The 14,732-nt window shown below is 48.9% G+C and carries 14 protein-coding genes; 8 read left to right on the plus strand and 6 right to left on the minus strand.

Features of this window, described 5'->3' with window-relative positions:
- The first annotated feature begins 286 nt into the window (after window positions 1-286).
- Window positions 287-997, plus strand: a complete 711-nt coding sequence (locus MUG06_RS05225; RefSeq protein ID WP_215846814.1) for a lipopolysaccharide core heptose(II) kinase RfaY — start codon at window positions 287-289, stop codon at window positions 995-997.
- 424 nt (window positions 998-1,421) lie between these two features.
- The gene (locus MUG06_RS05230) at window positions 1,422-2,339 is read left to right on the plus strand and encodes a bestrophin family ion channel (protein WP_243077937.1); all 918 of its coding nucleotides are present in this window, start codon (window positions 1,422-1,424) and stop codon (window positions 2,337-2,339) included.
- Window positions 2,340-2,396: 57 nt separating this feature from the next.
- Here the strand turns inward: MUG06_RS05230 and MUG06_RS05235 are convergent, their stop codons facing one another.
- Window positions 2,397-3,032: a TetR/AcrR family transcriptional regulator gene (locus MUG06_RS05235; RefSeq protein WP_215846816.1), complete on the minus strand. Its 636-nt coding sequence runs from the start codon at window positions 3,030-3,032 to the stop codon at window positions 2,397-2,399.
- A gap of 268 nt (window positions 3,033-3,300) precedes the next feature.
- Between MUG06_RS05235 and MUG06_RS05240 the strand changes: the two genes are divergently transcribed.
- The 4 genes from MUG06_RS05240 (at window position 3,301) to MUG06_RS05255 (ending at window position 7,789) form a co-directional block, all read left to right on the plus strand.
- Window positions 3,301-4,452 (plus strand): Gfo/Idh/MocA family oxidoreductase, encoded by a 1,152-nt coding sequence (locus MUG06_RS05240; protein WP_243077938.1) that lies wholly within the window; start codon window positions 3,301-3,303, stop codon window positions 4,450-4,452.
- 10 nt (window positions 4,453-4,462) lie between these two features.
- Entirely contained in the window at window positions 4,463-5,296 is an 834-nt protein-coding gene (locus MUG06_RS05245) for a sugar phosphate isomerase/epimerase family protein (RefSeq protein WP_243077939.1), read from the plus strand.
- A 65-nt stretch (window positions 5,297-5,361) separates the two neighbouring features.
- Complete coding sequence (locus tag MUG06_RS05250; protein ID WP_243077940.1) at window positions 5,362-6,603, plus strand: MFS transporter; 1,242 nt, start codon at window positions 5,362-5,364, stop codon at window positions 6,601-6,603.
- 16 nt (window positions 6,604-6,619) lie between these two features.
- A complete protein-coding gene (locus MUG06_RS05255) occupies window positions 6,620-7,789 on the plus strand; it encodes a dihydrodipicolinate synthase family protein (protein ID WP_243077941.1) in 1,170 nt (389 codons plus the stop codon).
- Between the two features lie 129 nt (window positions 7,790-7,918).
- Here the strand turns inward: MUG06_RS05255 and MUG06_RS05260 are convergent, their stop codons facing one another.
- Both MUG06_RS05260 and MUG06_RS05265 read right to left on the minus strand, forming a co-directional pair.
- Window positions 7,919-9,151, minus strand: a complete 1,233-nt coding sequence (locus MUG06_RS05260; protein WP_243077942.1) for a type II toxin-antitoxin system HipA family toxin — start codon at window positions 9,149-9,151, stop codon at window positions 7,919-7,921.
- On the minus strand, window positions 9,144-9,395 hold the full coding sequence (locus tag MUG06_RS05265) for a helix-turn-helix transcriptional regulator (protein WP_215846822.1): 252 nt from the start codon (window positions 9,393-9,395) through the stop codon (window positions 9,144-9,146). Before MUG06_RS05265 ends, MUG06_RS05260 begins: the two co-directional genes overlap by 8 nt.
- Before the next feature lie 200 nt (window positions 9,396-9,595).
- On the opposite strand from MUG06_RS05265, the gene MUG06_RS05270 reads away from it, so the two are divergent.
- Window positions 9,596-11,164, plus strand: coding sequence for a sensor domain-containing diguanylate cyclase (locus tag MUG06_RS05270; protein WP_243077943.1), 1,569 nt, complete (start codon window positions 9,596-9,598; stop codon window positions 11,162-11,164).
- A gap of 390 nt (window positions 11,165-11,554) precedes the next feature.
- Here the strand turns inward: MUG06_RS05270 and MUG06_RS05275 are convergent, their stop codons facing one another.
- Window positions 11,555-11,734, minus strand: coding sequence for a general stress protein (locus tag MUG06_RS05275; RefSeq protein ID WP_215846823.1), 180 nt, complete (start codon window positions 11,732-11,734; stop codon window positions 11,555-11,557).
- A 406-nt stretch (window positions 11,735-12,140) separates the two neighbouring features.
- Between MUG06_RS05275 and MUG06_RS05280 the strand changes: the two genes are divergently transcribed.
- Window positions 12,141-12,278: a hypothetical protein gene (locus MUG06_RS05280; RefSeq protein ID WP_243077944.1), complete on the plus strand. Its 138-nt coding sequence runs from the start codon at window positions 12,141-12,143 to the stop codon at window positions 12,276-12,278.
- 131 nt (window positions 12,279-12,409) lie between these two features.
- On the opposite strand, the gene MUG06_RS05285 is transcribed toward MUG06_RS05280, so the two are convergent.
- The gene (locus MUG06_RS05285; RefSeq protein ID WP_243077945.1) at window positions 12,410-13,393 is read right to left on the minus strand and encodes an SDR family oxidoreductase; all 984 of its coding nucleotides are present in this window, start codon (window positions 13,391-13,393) and stop codon (window positions 12,410-12,412) included.
- A gap of 210 nt (window positions 13,394-13,603) precedes the next feature.
- Complete coding sequence (locus tag MUG06_RS05290) at window positions 13,604-14,569, minus strand: UV damage endonuclease UvsE (RefSeq protein ID WP_243077946.1); 966 nt, start codon at window positions 14,567-14,569, stop codon at window positions 13,604-13,606.
- Window positions 14,570-14,732 lie beyond the last annotated feature (163 nt).

Here is a 14,732-nt window from a genome sequence, read left to right on the forward strand (position 1 = left end):
TATTATCACTCTGTAATAAAGGTGAGATTTTATTACTTTTAAGCATTTTCTAACAAGATTGTTATAGCTATATGTCGATAATTCCTACTTTTATTGTCTGCCTTTTTGCAGGTGCTCACCCGTTAAGGTCAGCGGCCTGGCAGATATTGCAGGAGGTATTTATGGCGATATTTTTACCGCTATTACGATTGTATGGCTTTTCCGCCGCCGCAGAGTCGCGAAGGGCGCAGATCGGGTCTATACCTAACGGAATTATCCATTTTTTCACTCTGGCCGTAGGCTAATTATGCTGCACAAAACTAAATATAATAATCTTACGCTGTGCTTCAAAGAGAGTCGTGTTCCGTATAACGAGATCCTGGAGGATTTTGTTCATTTACGTCTTCCGATACGTAAAGTGTTCCGCAACAAGGACAATACCAAGGTCATGCTGGTCCAGCACCAGGAACAATTATATATATTGAAAGTATTCAAACCCAACGGTAAAAAAATCGAGAGGGTGCTTAAATCCTTTTTCAGAAAAGATTACTTTTTAAGTCTGATTCAACTCAATGACGAGCTCTGGTCAAGAGGCATGCGTTTTCAAAATGACGTTTACCTGTTAGCGCAGCGCAAACAGGGTCCTTATACCGATCTCTACATTATGTTGAATGAATACATTCCCGGCACGGTGCTGAATGAGTTTGATGTCATTCCTGAGGTAATCAAACAGGACCTTGTGCATAACATGGCGTTATTGCATCAACATAAACTCATTTCTGGTGACGCCCATAAAGGCAACTTTATCCTTTCTGAACACGGGCTGCGTATTATCGATTTATCCGGTAAGAAGTTCACCCGACGCAGAGTGGCAGAAGATCGCCTGGCGCTGGAGAGTCGTTTCAACATCAAGGAGATAGAGAGGGACTTTTCCTACTATCTGCTCAAAGCGAAATTCCACCTCCGACAAAAAATCAAAAGCGGTAAGCATGTTCTGGCGAAGATGTTTGCCTTTTAAAGGATATTTTCGGCAAGTGCGCAGTGTTTCTGTTTCGGCCAAAAAGTGACGCTTGCTGAGCTTTTCTGCGGCAAGTGCAGGCCGAAACCGGCGTAACTTTCGCGTAGCAGCGTCAAAATGGGTAGCTCTGAAAAAGAGCGGTAAAGCTGCCATATCAATATAGCCAGACGCGGACATCTGAATTAAGCCGCCATAAGCTAAAGTACGCATAATGTATATTATGTTAAATAGGATAAACATCGGTGCGGCTAAACCTGACTATAAGCCCTTTACTCCCTTTTCCGTCTTACCTTCATTCATTCAAACCCGGCTTTTCATTACAACGCGCATCCCAAATGATCCTCTCAGCTTTTTCGAGGTCGATTTTGTTTTTACAGCAGCGTACTCTTTAGCAACGACATTTAAACAGCCCTCATCACACCTTATGATTATTCGTCCTTCCCAACACTGGTTCCGCCGTTTGTTTGTCTGGCATGGTTCCGTGTTATCAAAAATTATGTTTCGCCTGTCACTCAACGTGTTGATGTCTGTTATTGCGGTACTGAGTTACCAATGGTACGAGTCGCTGGGCGTTCACCTCACTCTTGCACCTTTTAGCTTACTTGGCGTGGCTATCGCTATCTTCCTTGGTTTTCGTAACAACGCCAGTTACGCCCGCTTTATTGAAGCCCGCACGCTTTGGGGTTCATTGTTGATCACTCAGCGCTCGCTGTTACGCCAAATCAAAAGCACGCTGTTGTCCGATGACGCTGCGGTTCGCGAAATTTCTGCACTGATGATGGCGTTTAACTGGAGCCTGAAACATCAATTGCGCCAAACCGACGGACGCGCTGATCTGCTCCGTCTACTGCCGCCACGCTGGCATGATCAGGTGATGAACGATCCATCGCCGTGCAATCAGCTGTTACTCTGTATGGGGATTTGGTTGGGTGAACAGCGTCAACGTGGCGTAATCTCTGATATTGTCTGGCAAAGTATTGATGCCAATATCAATCATCTCTCTCAGGTGCTGGGCGGTTGCGAGCGTATCGTGACAACGCCTATTCCTTTTGCATACAGCCTGATATTGCATCGCACCGTTTACCTGTTCTGTACCCTACTGCCTTTTGCGCTGGTCGCCGATTTGCACTACATGACGCCGCTGGTATCAGTGTTTGTTTCCTATACTTTTTTGTCACTGGAATCATTGGCAGAAGAACTGGAAGATCCCTTTGGTATGGCTGCCAACGACCTGCCGCTGGATGCGCTTTGTGTGATTATCGAGCGCAATTTAAAGGCGCTGCAGAGTGATTACCCGCTTCCCGAGCCCTTGAAGCCAGACAACCATTACAACTTAACATGATTCAAGGGCTAAACCCGGCGTGTGGGCGCCGGGTTTATTTAACATAAAAAGCGCGCATCAGGGTTTAATCCATGCGGCTATACACTCTTTCATCACGCGCAAACGCTCTGCCAACGCCGCTTTTTCACTGAGATCTTTTTGATACAGAATCGACAGCGTTGATTGGTTGATCAGATAAAAGAAACCCAGCGCTGAGATATTGATATTTAGCTGCATGACATCAATATTCGTCCTAACGTTACCTTCAAGGACGCCGCGTTCCAGCAGGCTTTTGGTAATGCTGATCCAACTCTGGTTGATCTCTACGGTCACAGATGAATCTTTGAGATGCCGCGCTTTGAGTTGGTTTTCACTGTTCAGCAGGCGGATGAACTCTGGATTTTTTAGATAATAGTGCCAGGTGAACTCAACCAGTTTGAGGATCGCTTCATTGGCAGGAACTTCATCCAGCGACAGCGCCGCTTCGTGCTCACGTATATCCCGATACGCATCTTCCAACACCCGAGTAAACAGCACATCTTTGTTGGTGAAGTAGTAGTAAATAAGCTGTTTATTCGCCTGAGCACGTTCTGCGATACTGTCTACACGCGCCCCGTCAAACCCCTTCTCTGCAAACTCTGCACGGGCAGCCTGGAGAATACGCTGCTGTTTATCAGCCGAATCATTTTTATCTTTAACGCCCCTGTTAGCCAAACTCCTCTCCTCATTTTCGCTGCGCTTTTCAACAGTATAGTGCCTTAATTTGTCGGTAAAACAAGCAAGGAAAAATTTTCAACCAACTAGTTGGTTATGTGAAATTGATCAAAGTTAAAATGATTTTTGACTCCTATAGTGAAGCCATCAACCAGTTAGTTGAATAACTATTAACCGGCTTGCTCATCGTTTCCTGAAGATTTGAGGCGTTATGTCGTCTCGATCACAACTCACGCGGCAAAGCGATTTTCAACAATGAGGTGAATGAATGGCTCAGATTCCCGTTGGCATCATCATGCATGGCGTTACAGGACGGATGGGGAAAAATCAGCACTTAATCCGTTCGATTGTACAGATTCGCGAGCAAGGTGGCGTGCCGTTGGCCAATGGTGATCGCCTCATGCCTGACCCGATTCTGATAGGTCGCAACGCGGAAAAGATCGCCGCACTGGCGCAGGAATTTGGCATCAACCGCTGGGGAACGGATGTTGATGAAGCACTTGATAACGCGAATGACATCATCTTTTTTGATGCGGCGACCACCCAGGCGCGCCCTGCTCTGCTGAAAAAAGCCATCAGCAAAGGTAAACATGTTTATAGTGAGAAACCGGTGGCGATGGGCCTGGATGACGCGTTGAATCTTTACCATTTCGCCCAGGAAAAAGGCGTTTGCCACGGTGTCGTTCAGGACAAACTTTGGCTGCCGGGCTTGCAGAAACTCAAGCTGCTAAATGAATCGGGCTTTTTCGGTAAAGTGTTATCGGTGCGTGGCGAGTTTGGCTACTGGGTATTTGAAGGCAACCTGCAACCTACGCAGCGCCCATCGTGGAATTATCGCAGTGAAGATGGCGGCGGCATTATTCTCGATATGATTTGTCACTGGCGCTATGTCATCGACAACCTGTTTGGTGAGATTAAAAGTCTCAGCTGTATTGGCGCAACCCACATTCCTCAACGCTGGGATGAGCAACATCAACCCTATCAAGCCACGGCGGATGATGCCGTTTACGCAACCTTTGAGCTGCACAACGGCACGATTGTGCAAATCAACAGTTCCTGGTGTGTTCGCGTTCGCCGAGATGATTTAGTGACTTTTCAAGTCGATGGCGTTAACGGTTCGGCGGTTGCCGGTCTAACTGATTGCTTCACCCAAGCCAACGTCAACACGCCAAAACCGGTGTGGAACCCCGATGTTCGCCAGACGCATAACTTTTTTGCCGACTGGGCGGAAGTGCCTGAAACCCAAACCTATGACAACGCGTTCAAAGTGCAGTGGGAACTTTTTCTGCGGCACGTTTGGGGCGAAGGCGATTATCGCTGGGGCCTGCTGGAAGGCGCCAAAGGTCTGCAACTGGTGGATCTGGCACTTAAAAGCTGGAAAGAGCGGCGCTGGATTGATGTGCCTTCATTAGAGCGTTGAGGATCACATCATGCAGCGACCCAATCCACATAAACTTTCTCTGAATACGGCAACGGTTCGCCAGCAGTGGAATCTCCAGCAGATTATTGAAGGTTGTGCCCGCCACGAGATTCGCGGCATTTCACCCTGGCGCGATCAGGTCGCCGAGCTGGGGCTCAAGCAAACGGCCCGGCTAATTAGAACACATGAACTTAGCGTCAGCGGATATTGCCGCGGCGGGATGTTTCCGGCTAATACCGCTGAACAGCGCCATAACAACCTCAGCGACAATTTTCGCGCCGTGGATGAAGCGCTTGAGTTAAACGCGGCTTGTCTGGTGTTGGTGGTGGGCGGATTACCCGCTGGCTCCAAAGATTTAGCGGGCGCCCGTCAGCAAGTACATGACGGCCTGAACACCTTGCTGGAATATGCCCGGCCCCGCGGAATGCCGTTAGCCATTGAGCCGCTGCATCCAATGTATGCCGCTGATCGGGCCTGCATCAATAGTTTAAAGCAGGCCAACGATCTGATTGACGATCTGGGTGATGAGGGATTGGGCCTCGCGGTCGATCTCTATCACACGTGGTGGGATGCAGATTTTCATCACGAAATCCAGCGAGCGGGAAAGAAACGACTGCTGGCTTTTCACATCTGCGACTGGCTTAACCCGACACAGGACCTGCTCGAAGATCGCGGCATGATGGGCGATGGCGTGATTGATATTCGCGGTTTTCGTCTGGCCGTTGAAGCACTGGGTTATGACGGTTTTCATGAAGTCGAAATTTTTTCCCGCCTCAACTGGTGGATGAAAGATCCTGACGAGGTGCTGCGCACCTGCAAAATGCGCCATCAGGAACACGGTTAACATCACTTGTATCTGACAGAGCTGAAAAGCTGTTTTCGTCGGTCAACAGACATGTCGAGAAAAATATGAATACAGATACCCGAAAAATGATTCTGGTCACCGTGCTTTGCGGCCTGGGATACATGATGTACTCGGTTGATCGAATGACGGTGTCGTCGGCGATTGGCCTGATTGCCGCTGAGTTTGGTCTGGGTAAAGGCGAAAGCGGCATTCTGCTCTCCTCCTTCTTTTTTGGCTTTATTCTCTTTCTGTTTATTGCCGGGATTATTGCCGACAAGCTCAGCGGAAAACCGGTTTTGATTCTGGGATTGATGATGTTTTCGCTCGCCACTTTGTTCACTGGCGTGGCGGGTAGTTTATCGAGCCTGATTTTTTACCGAGTGATGACCGGCATCGGTGAAGGCATCTTCTGGCCTGCCGCCTCACTGGAGGTCGCCAATGTCACCAGTGATAAGCAACGTACTACGGTAATGTCGCTTTACTGGATGGGTTATCCGATTGGTGGCTTTCTTGGCACGTGGATGGGCGCGGTGCTGGGGCCGGTGTTTGGCTGGCGCGTGGTGTTTTATGTCGCCGGTGCGATGGGCATGCTCGTGGCGTTGCTGTATGCCGTATTGGTCAAAAACGATCGTAAACCGGCCGACCTTATTGCCCGTCAGGCGGCTGCAAAAGTGCCGCTGCGCACGTTGTTTCGTCATGCGCCGGTGATGATGATGGCCTGCTATTACTTCGTGCTGCTGGCCGGTTGGTGGATTGTGCTGTTGTGGGCACCGAGCTATCTCATGCAGGTAAAAAATCTGACGATCGGTACCGCTGGGACCATCGCCAGTTTGCTGGGACTCACCGGCGCGCTGGGTGGCTTCCTGCTTGGCCGTTACTGCGATAAAGGCGATTTTCTTCGCCGCCGCAACATCCTGATGACCATCACCATTGCCAGCGGATTTCTGATGGCGGCGATGGTTGTCAATCTCTCCGTTCCGTTGGTGATTGTGCTGGTGATGCTGCTGGGTTTTTTGGGCTATCCCATCACGCCTATCGTGCTGTCTATTACCGCCGAACTGGTTCCCCCTTCTCTACGCGGCTCGGCCATTGGCTTTGTCATGAATATGGGAATGGCGGCAGGCGGCATCTCGCCCATCGTGGCAGGTTATTTCGCTCAAACCTACACGCTGCAACCCGTGTGGCTGGTAGCTGCCGCAGTGATCCTTTGCAGCAGTTTTGTGCTGCTGGGTGTGCGTAAACTCCCCGTTTCCGCCACAAAAAACGCCGCAGACGCCGTGCCGCATGGGCGTCTGGTTAAGCATTAATCGAGAGGGACAGAAAATGACGATCAGTAATAAGGTGCGTTTAGTGGACAGCGACGGGCAACCGTTCAGCTATGTGGTGAAAGGCCAACGACACTGGAGCGTACCGCAAAAACCGGTGTTTAACCGCAAGGTGTTTGCCGCGGCACACGTGGTTGCTGATCCTGTAAAGATGCAGAATCCTACAGGTGATATGGCTATCGACTGGGAGTCAACGCTGGAATATCGACGCCATCTCATGTCACTGGGTTTTGGCGTGGCAGAAGCGATGGACACCGCTCAGCGCGGCATGGGACTTGACTGGCCAACCAGCCTTGAGCTGATTCAACGCAGTGTGGCCCAGGCAAAGGATTTTCCGCAGGTTACTATTGCCAGCGGCGCGGGCACCGATCACCTGACTGATTTCACGGGTTTGACCTTAAATGATGTGATCAATGCTTATGAACAGCAGATTGCGGCCATTGAAGCCTGCGGTGGTCGCATTATCCTGATGGCGAGTCGGGCACTGGCCGCCATCGCTAAGGGGCCTGAAGATTACATAACCGTCTACGACACCGTGCTAAAGCAGGTGCGTGAACCGGTGATTCTGCATTGGCTGGGTGATATGTTTGATCCGGCGCTGCGGGATTACTGGGGCGCAGGGCAGATCCACAGCGCCATGGAAATTTGCCTGTCGGTGATACGCAACAACGCAGCGAAAATCGACGGCATCAAAATCTCATTGCTGGATAAAGATCGCGAAATCGAGATGCGCCGTCAGCTTCCCGCCTCCGTCAAAATGTATACCGGCGACGACTTCAATTATCCCGAATTGATTGCGGGCGACAGTCAGGGCTATTCACACGCACTGCTAGGGATTTTGGATGCGATTGCACCGGCAGCTTCTGGCGCGCTGCATGCGCTGGCGCAAGGCGATCAGCAGAAATATCATCAGATTCTTGCTCCGACGCTGCCGCTGGCACGACATATCTTTGCCGCTCCAACGCAGTACTACAAATCGGGCATTGTATTTCTGGCCTGGCTCAATGGACATCAGCGTCATTTTACCCTGCTGGGCGGTATGCAGAGCGCACGCAGTCTCACACATTATTGCACGCTGTTTCGCCTGGCTGACGAAGCGGGATTACTCGATAACGCTGACGTTGCGTCGGAAAGGATGTGGTTACTGGCTAAGCTCCATGGGATTTAAACGGCTCCCCTCCGCTTCAAGGCAGAAACGGAGGGGGAAATACCCTGGCGGTGGCGACATCACCAGAACAGTAAGCCAGGCAGCAACACCCCGCCGCCGATCATGCCTGTATGAGCGAGTCGAAAAAGGCTACAGCAGAGAATCTGTTTTACGTTTTTTAGGCCGTTTCACATCCGTTTTTAAAAAGAGGTTATTGGTTGCGCCCGCCTTGGTTAAAGAACGGCTGATCGCCGCCTGCAACTCAGGAAACTCGCCAAACAGATCTGGGTTTGCCAACTGATCGCTAATCAAATCAGCGAACTCTTCCAATACGCTGGCAGGTTTAACGATTTTAAGTTCGCGACCAAATTTGATCAGGCTATCCCGGTCTGGGAATAGCTTGCTTTTATTCATTTTCAGCGCCATTTCTTTATCGTTGGTGGGATAGATAAACGTGTTAACCACATCATAAAGCGGCGAAAGTGTTGGGGTCGGCTCACCGTTTGCGGAATATAACAGTGAGAAATTCTTGAGATGCGCATCGCCGTTGCCCACCATGCAGCTGAACAAAACGTAGCGCCAGTAAAGCTCAACCTGAGACTGATCGCGTGTAAAAAGAGCGACAATTTTGGCGCCGGTTTCATAAGAGCCGGCGTACTTATGATCAGAGGTTTTCCCCGCCAGGACGCAGAAATCTTCCATCGCTAAACGCTTATCGCCCGCGATATCGAAACGCTCCATGATAAACAGCTCTTTATTATCGGACAGCCAAAACGGCGCGACCGGTAATCCACAGGTTTTGGCCAACGACATGCAGATAAATTCATTTTCTGCCAGCCGTGGATACTCTTCATCGCCGGTTTTCGCGATCAAATTGGGATAAAGCACTGCGCCTCGGCTTTCAGTGCTGATCATCACTTTGGGTTGTACACCGGAAATAGAGGTGTTGAGCAGATATTTATTCAGTAGATATTCGAATGCGCTCTCTTTGTGATCCCATTTCAGCAGCTCTTCAAGCTTTTCTGGCGCTGGCGTGGGCAAATCAATATTGCTCACGTATGAGAGTGCACCGATGCCCGTATCCTGCTGCAAAGCAAGAAACAGCATGTCTGAAATGTTTCCCACGTAGCGGCGTAGACGTTCAGCAATATGATAGCGAACGTAGCCTTCCGGGATATTCATTTCAAAGATGTTGAACAGCCGACTGGCGTTGTAACTCATTTTGTTATCGGGCTGCATGGTCAGCGACACGCGCCGCCGACGGGTGTCAGCATAGGTGAAATTGTAACTGCCGTGTTCGTGGATGAGCTTGCCGCTGTATTCACCGCCGTTATAAACATCGATATGACGTACAGGTTGTGAAAGCTGTTTGAGGTCAGTCATCGTCAAAGAGCGCCTCAAGTTCATCCAACTGCGGTAAACCTGAAGACTGAACGGTTAATATCAGTTCCACCGCCGTCAGATAAAGGGTCAAGGATTTCAGCGAGCCGGTGTAGGCACCGTTCTCAATTTCTGAAATTACCGTTCTTTGAATGCCAGCACGCAAAGCCGCAGCGGATTGCGTCCACCCTTTTGCTTTGCGTTTTTCACGGCACTTCATTCCTATCGCTTTCAAACCCGGCAGCATAAACCCTCAAAATGTCACCATATAGTGACAATATTGCGTTATTCATCATAATGTCACTATATAGTGACATATTCAACCCGTTTTTCCTCTTAAATGCGCGACGTTAACAAGCGCGATGTTTGTAACAAACAGCCAAATAGCCTTGGTTTACCCGTGTTACCTCATCATCAGGGAATAATTAACTGTGCTTTACTTTATGCATGGAGATAAGAAACGTTTTTACACAGAAGCCCAACGCGCAACCGGAGGCAGAACGCATTGCTCGTTCCCCGCTGGTCAGAAGCATTTGGATTTTTGGCGGCCTGCTGATCGTTGCCGTGCTGACCATTAATGCCTGGTCACTCAGTCAATCCTGGCAACGAATGATTCGCAACGCTGAGGATACAGCCATCAACCTTTCACTTTCTCAGGCGCGCCAGGCGGAAGATACTTTCTTGCAAACGGAAATTACGCTTAGAGAATTGCAACGCGATCTTCAGAGTAACATCGCCGCGGGTGCCCAGGGTTCCAGGCTGAGTTTAACCATGCGAGACCTTAAGAGCCGCCTGCCCCAGCTGCATGGCCTGTTTTTTTATGATGCCAGCGGTAAGTGGATTGCTACTTCGGCGCAACCGGTGCCGGTCGGCATTAATAACTCCGATCGCGACTATTTTGTCTATCACCGTAACAATCCGCGCAACAGCGTACATATCGGGCCGGTTATTCGCAGCCGCAGTACTGGCGAGCTCGTTATACCGGTTTCCATGCGAGTGACCAGCGCGGGTGGTGGGTTTGGCGGCGTGCTGTTAGCCACAATAAAGGTGGATTATTTCCGACATTATTACGGCTATTATGAGATGGGCAACAGCGATGTTTTGGTCTTGATGCTTGCTGATAGCACGGTGCTTTACGCCCGCCCAATGCCAGACAGTTACATAGGAAAAAACCTTTCTTCAAGTTGTCTGTTTCGCGAAATGTTGATGAAGTCTGATCGCGGTAGCGGACAATGGAGTGCGGCGTTGGATGGAAAAAAACGCATCTTTGGATTCGCACGCTCTGAGCGTTATCCGCTGGTGGTCGCCGCCGGTTATGACAAACAGAGCCTGATAAAACAGTGGATGAAAAGCCGGGTGCAGGATGTCACGTTAAACCTGGCGCTACTGGCAGGCATCCTGATCATGATTTTTTTCATTCTGCGCCAGGCGCGCATGAATCTGCGTTATCAAGCTGAGCTGACTCAACTGCGTGATGAATTAACGCTCGTGAACAACAGCTTAAAATCGATGGCAATGATTGATGGGCTAACTGGACTGGCTAACCGCAGGCAGTTTGATCTCTATCTGCACGAGTGCCTAATGCGCTCAGCTGTAAACGGGGAACCCGTTTCGTTGCTGATGATCGATGTCGATTATTTTAAGCGTTACAACGACACGTATGGTCATACTAATGGCGACGAATGCCTACGGCGTTTGGGTGATACGCTGAGTAAAATGCCCCATCGCAGCGCTGATTTAGTGGCGCGTTATGGCGGTGAGGAGTTTGCAATTATCCTGCCGAACACTCAGCAAAAAGATGCTTTACGCGTGGCTATGCGCGCTGTTGAAGCGGTCCGTAGCCTCTCGATTTCTCACCAGACAACCGACGTTCCAGCAGGTATCGTCACTATCAGTGCCGGTTGTGCCACGATCACGGCAAGTGGAAAAGAGAAAGATGTGCAACAGCTTCTCACCCATGCAGATGCTGCCCTTTACCGCGCCAAACACCATGGGCGAAATCGGGTGGCGCTATAAGAGTTCGATAATCTACAAAAGCGAATGGGGTTATTAGTGAACCGTAAGCGGATGCATAAAGCAAAAAAATCATCTGTATGCAGAGGATTGGGCGGATGTAGAAGATTCAGTTGTGTTTACCAAAACAGACTGACTTATTTAGCCTTGCGTTAATGCGCTAAATATATATCTATTAAACTTAAGCGCATTATGAAATTTAAATGAACAAAATTGCAATTTAGACGGAAAGATCAAAGAACTATTCTTTAAAAATAAATGAGCACTACGATATTTAAATTAATTCCACGACTGACAATGCGGGTACTTTTATTAAAAATAGCGTACTAAAAAAAACATGGCCCCGACACTGAACGTGCCGGGGCCTGTGGCTAAAAGAAGCTAATCGCCCTTTTATTCAGACTTGCGTCCGCCACCATGACTGCTTTGGCCGCCTTTTTTACCAGCCTCAGAAGCCTTCTCACGATCATTTGCGAAATTACCGCCGCTGTTCTGTCCGCCTTTTTTACCGGCTTCAGATGCTTTACCAGGGTTTTCCGCAAAATTACCTGAACCACCACGATGTTCGGCCATAAATTCCTCCTGAACATATTGTCATTAATTTAATGGCAAACAGCATAATGCTAATTACGCTGAACGTTTTCTTCGTGTTGCAGGATTAATAGTAGAGAAGGATGCCAGGCTTGCAAATATATTTCAGGGGATTTTTAGACATATTTGTACAGGGCACATTAGCATGTACATTTATAAACAAAGCGGCAGCGATAAGTTTTACTTATATTATGCGGGTTTAGCGCCACGCATAGAGCGAGTCTTTACAGCTGTAAATTCACATAAAGTTACACTCTGACACCCATAGAAAATAATACCGAAACAGTTTATGCCTACGTTTTGCGACAGTTTCACCGCGTCAATCAGCCGCTGACTGACAAAAATCGGTACGAAAAAAGAATACAGAGAGTCTTGGCAGAAAGTCACCGTGCCTTATGCCCTTTGCTCAGAAGATCACGACGGCGCAGTGTTGTTACTGACAGATTTCAGCGAGAAGCCGCTGAAGGTGGAGATCAGCAAAGCGGGCGCTGATGAACTCACGGAACAGCTGGCCGGATGCGAATAATCGCTTTCCGGCTTTAAAAAATATCCGTGAGAAGATGATCTCAGCGGTTATGGTTATCGCGGGTTCACGGTTAAAAAAGCGCCAGGTAAATCTGCTGGGCAATGCCGGAAAACGCCGGCAGTGCCCATACATTAACGTGCTTTTCCGTAACGTTTGCACAACGCCAGCAGCGCCAGCCCGGCTACCGTGAGCACGATGTTGCCGGGTAATCGGGCATCCACCGTTATCGCCTTCTCTTTTGCTTCCTGATCAAAACGTCCGTGCGCCTGATGTAAACCTTCCACTGGCTTATCCAGGTAGTCCGGTTTTGGTGTCGTGATGGGCGCTGACTCTTTCTGCCCTTCCCAAGCCTGTTTTGCCATCATCTTGTCGAGCAAGTCAGGAAAGAGAAAATGGCCCACAATGGACTGAAAGCTGGTTTTACCTACCCAAACTTCACGCACGTTGCGCTGTGAGGCGTTAAAAATAGCGTTGGCAGCCACCTCAGGTTGATAAACCGGCGCAACAGGCCGAAGCGGACGATCCAGTTTGTTGCGCGCCCAGTCAAACTGCGGCGTATTTATTCCCGGCAACTGCACCATTGTCAGCCTGACCGCGCTTTTCTCATGAATAAGCTCACAACGCAGTGAATCGGTGAATCCGCGGATAGCGGCTTTTGCAGCGCAGTAAGCAGACTGGAGCGGTATTGAGCGATACGCCAAGGCAGAACCTACCTGGATAATGATCCCTTTATTGCGCGGCTTCATGAGTCGCAACGCTTCTCGGGTTCCATTGACACTGCCCAGATAAGTCACGTCTGTTACGCGGCGATATTCGTCATCGCTGAAGGCATCAAAAGGTGCCAGAACCGTACACATGGCGCAGTTAATCCACACATCAGGTGGGCCGAGTTCAGCATCAATACGATCTGCTGCTTGCGTAACCTGGCGGGCATCTGCGACATCTGCGCTGATGCCGAGCGCTCGGACAGCGTACTTCTCTACGTTTTTCACGGTCTCTGCCAGACCCGCTTCACTGCGGGCAATTACCGCCACATCAAAACCCGCTTGGGCAAAGCGTTCGGCTGTTGATCTACCCACGCCCGCCGTTCCGCCCGTAATCACCACTATACTCATAACGCCTCCTAAAGCCTGACGAGGAGCGCCAAGGCTGATTTGTCAGAGGGGATTATGTCTTTATAGACTCTGGCTGAGCAGAAGGCATAGCAGGCGTATGACGTTATCGCTCAGCAAGCCGCCAAGGATAATGAAAAGCCAACCCACTGACAGAGAAAAACAACGGCGACAAACAAGAGCAGCGTAGGAGCCGCACAGCATGCTGGCCCATCAGCGATCAAGATTGGCAAGTAAACGCTTATATAACGGATCTCTGGCTAAGTTTTTCATTTTAACTTCACACATAATATCGAAATCTGTGAAAGATAAAGCCCAGTCATTTAATGTTTCATTAAAATAGAAATCAGAATGCGCCCTTAACTTCGATTTAGAGAGACCTAAAATGTTTTGATCAGGAAAGCCTTGCTCAGGAATTAATCCCTCTTGGGAAATTGAGTAATGTAGAACGGGCCTTACGCCTCGCCACGATGCTTTGATTAATGCGATGCGAGGGTCATCAGGTTTAATAAATTCATTTTCTTTAACCCAGTGATGATGAATATCCAGCACGATTGGGCAGAGATCCTTGGCTTGTAACACATCATCAAGTGAACATGATATCTCGTCATTCTCCACGGTTAACATACGCTGGGCTTCGGTGCTGAGCTTCAAAAATGATGCCTTAAAACCACTGAACCCAAGCTTGCCATTCATATGGATATTGATTTTGAAATCCTGAAATTCTTGACCATAACCCATTAATTTAGCGCAAGTTGTATGATACTCCACATCGTCGATAGCGCGCTCGACCACGGCCGGATTGTCTGAGGCTAATACGGTATATTGCCCTGGATGAAATGAGAGCCTGATATTATTTTGTTTGGCAACGTTGCCGCAGGCTAAAAACAGTGGGTATAAATCGGGTAATAAATTCGCATAAGGCTTTTTTGCTTCAGGAACGGTATATAACGGCAATAAATCGCTGCCAATTCTCATCATCCTCAGTGCTTCAGGTAATAAAGCTAACTGTTCCAGAGTTGAGCGAAGATGCGTTAAATTCAACGTTGCCAGATCGGCTAATACGCTTTCTCTTTGCGCTTCATTCAGGCTTAAAAACCGGGTGCGCGTAGTACCTTTCAGAGGAAAAAGTTGTTTTAAATCTGAATTGATATATTTACATGCGAAGCCTAATTTCATTACTCATCCTCTTATACATCCCTTAAAAATAACAATATAAGTCTAACAAACCCGCAGCCGGGCGCTGAAAAATTTAGCGACTTTCCACTTATAGAGACGTGTACACAACGTAATGCACCGCGATGAGATGATTCAACGGCTTGCGTTAATGTGCTTTGGGCAT

This window comes from Pantoea sp. MQR6 (assembly GCF_022761075.1).
GTDB classification, from domain to species: Bacteria; Pseudomonadota; Gammaproteobacteria; order Enterobacterales; family Enterobacteriaceae; genus Pantoea; species Pantoea phytostimulans.

Bases quoted from the DNA above. Each gene is read 5' to 3' on its own strand.
- MUG06_RS05225 (WP_215846814.1), top strand. From the start codon at position 287: ATGCTGCACAAAACTAAATATAATAATCTTACGCTGTGCTTCAAAGAG.
- MUG06_RS05230 (WP_243077937.1), top strand. From the start codon at position 1,422: ATGATTATTCGTCCTTCCCAACACTGGTTCCGCCGTTTGTTTGTCTGG.
- MUG06_RS05240 (WP_243077938.1), top strand. From the start codon at position 3,301: ATGGCTCAGATTCCCGTTGGCATCATCATGCATGGCGTTACAGGACGG.
- MUG06_RS05245 (WP_243077939.1), top strand. From the start codon at position 4,463: ATGCAGCGACCCAATCCACATAAACTTTCTCTGAATACGGCAACGGTT.
- MUG06_RS05250 (WP_243077940.1), top strand. From the start codon at position 5,362: ATGAATACAGATACCCGAAAAATGATTCTGGTCACCGTGCTTTGCGGC.
- MUG06_RS05255 (WP_243077941.1), top strand. From the start codon at position 6,620: ATGACGATCAGTAATAAGGTGCGTTTAGTGGACAGCGACGGGCAACCG.
- MUG06_RS05260 (WP_243077942.1), bottom strand. From the start codon at position 9,151: ATGACTGACCTCAAACAGCTTTCACAACCTGTACGTCATATCGATGTT.
- MUG06_RS05265 (WP_215846822.1), bottom strand. From the start codon at position 9,395: ATGCTGCCGGGTTTGAAAGCGATAGGAATGAAGTGCCGTGAAAAACGC.
- MUG06_RS05270 (WP_243077943.1), top strand. From the start codon at position 9,596: ATGGAGATAAGAAACGTTTTTACACAGAAGCCCAACGCGCAACCGGAG.
- MUG06_RS05275 (WP_215846823.1), bottom strand. From the start codon at position 11,734: ATGGCCGAACATCGTGGTGGTTCAGGTAATTTTGCGGAAAACCCTGGT.
- MUG06_RS05285 (WP_243077945.1), bottom strand. From the start codon at position 13,393: ATGAGTATAGTGGTGATTACGGGCGGAACGGCGGGCGTGGGTAGATCA.
- MUG06_RS05290 (WP_243077946.1), bottom strand. From the start codon at position 14,569: ATGAAATTAGGCTTCGCATGTAAATATATCAATTCAGATTTAAAACAA.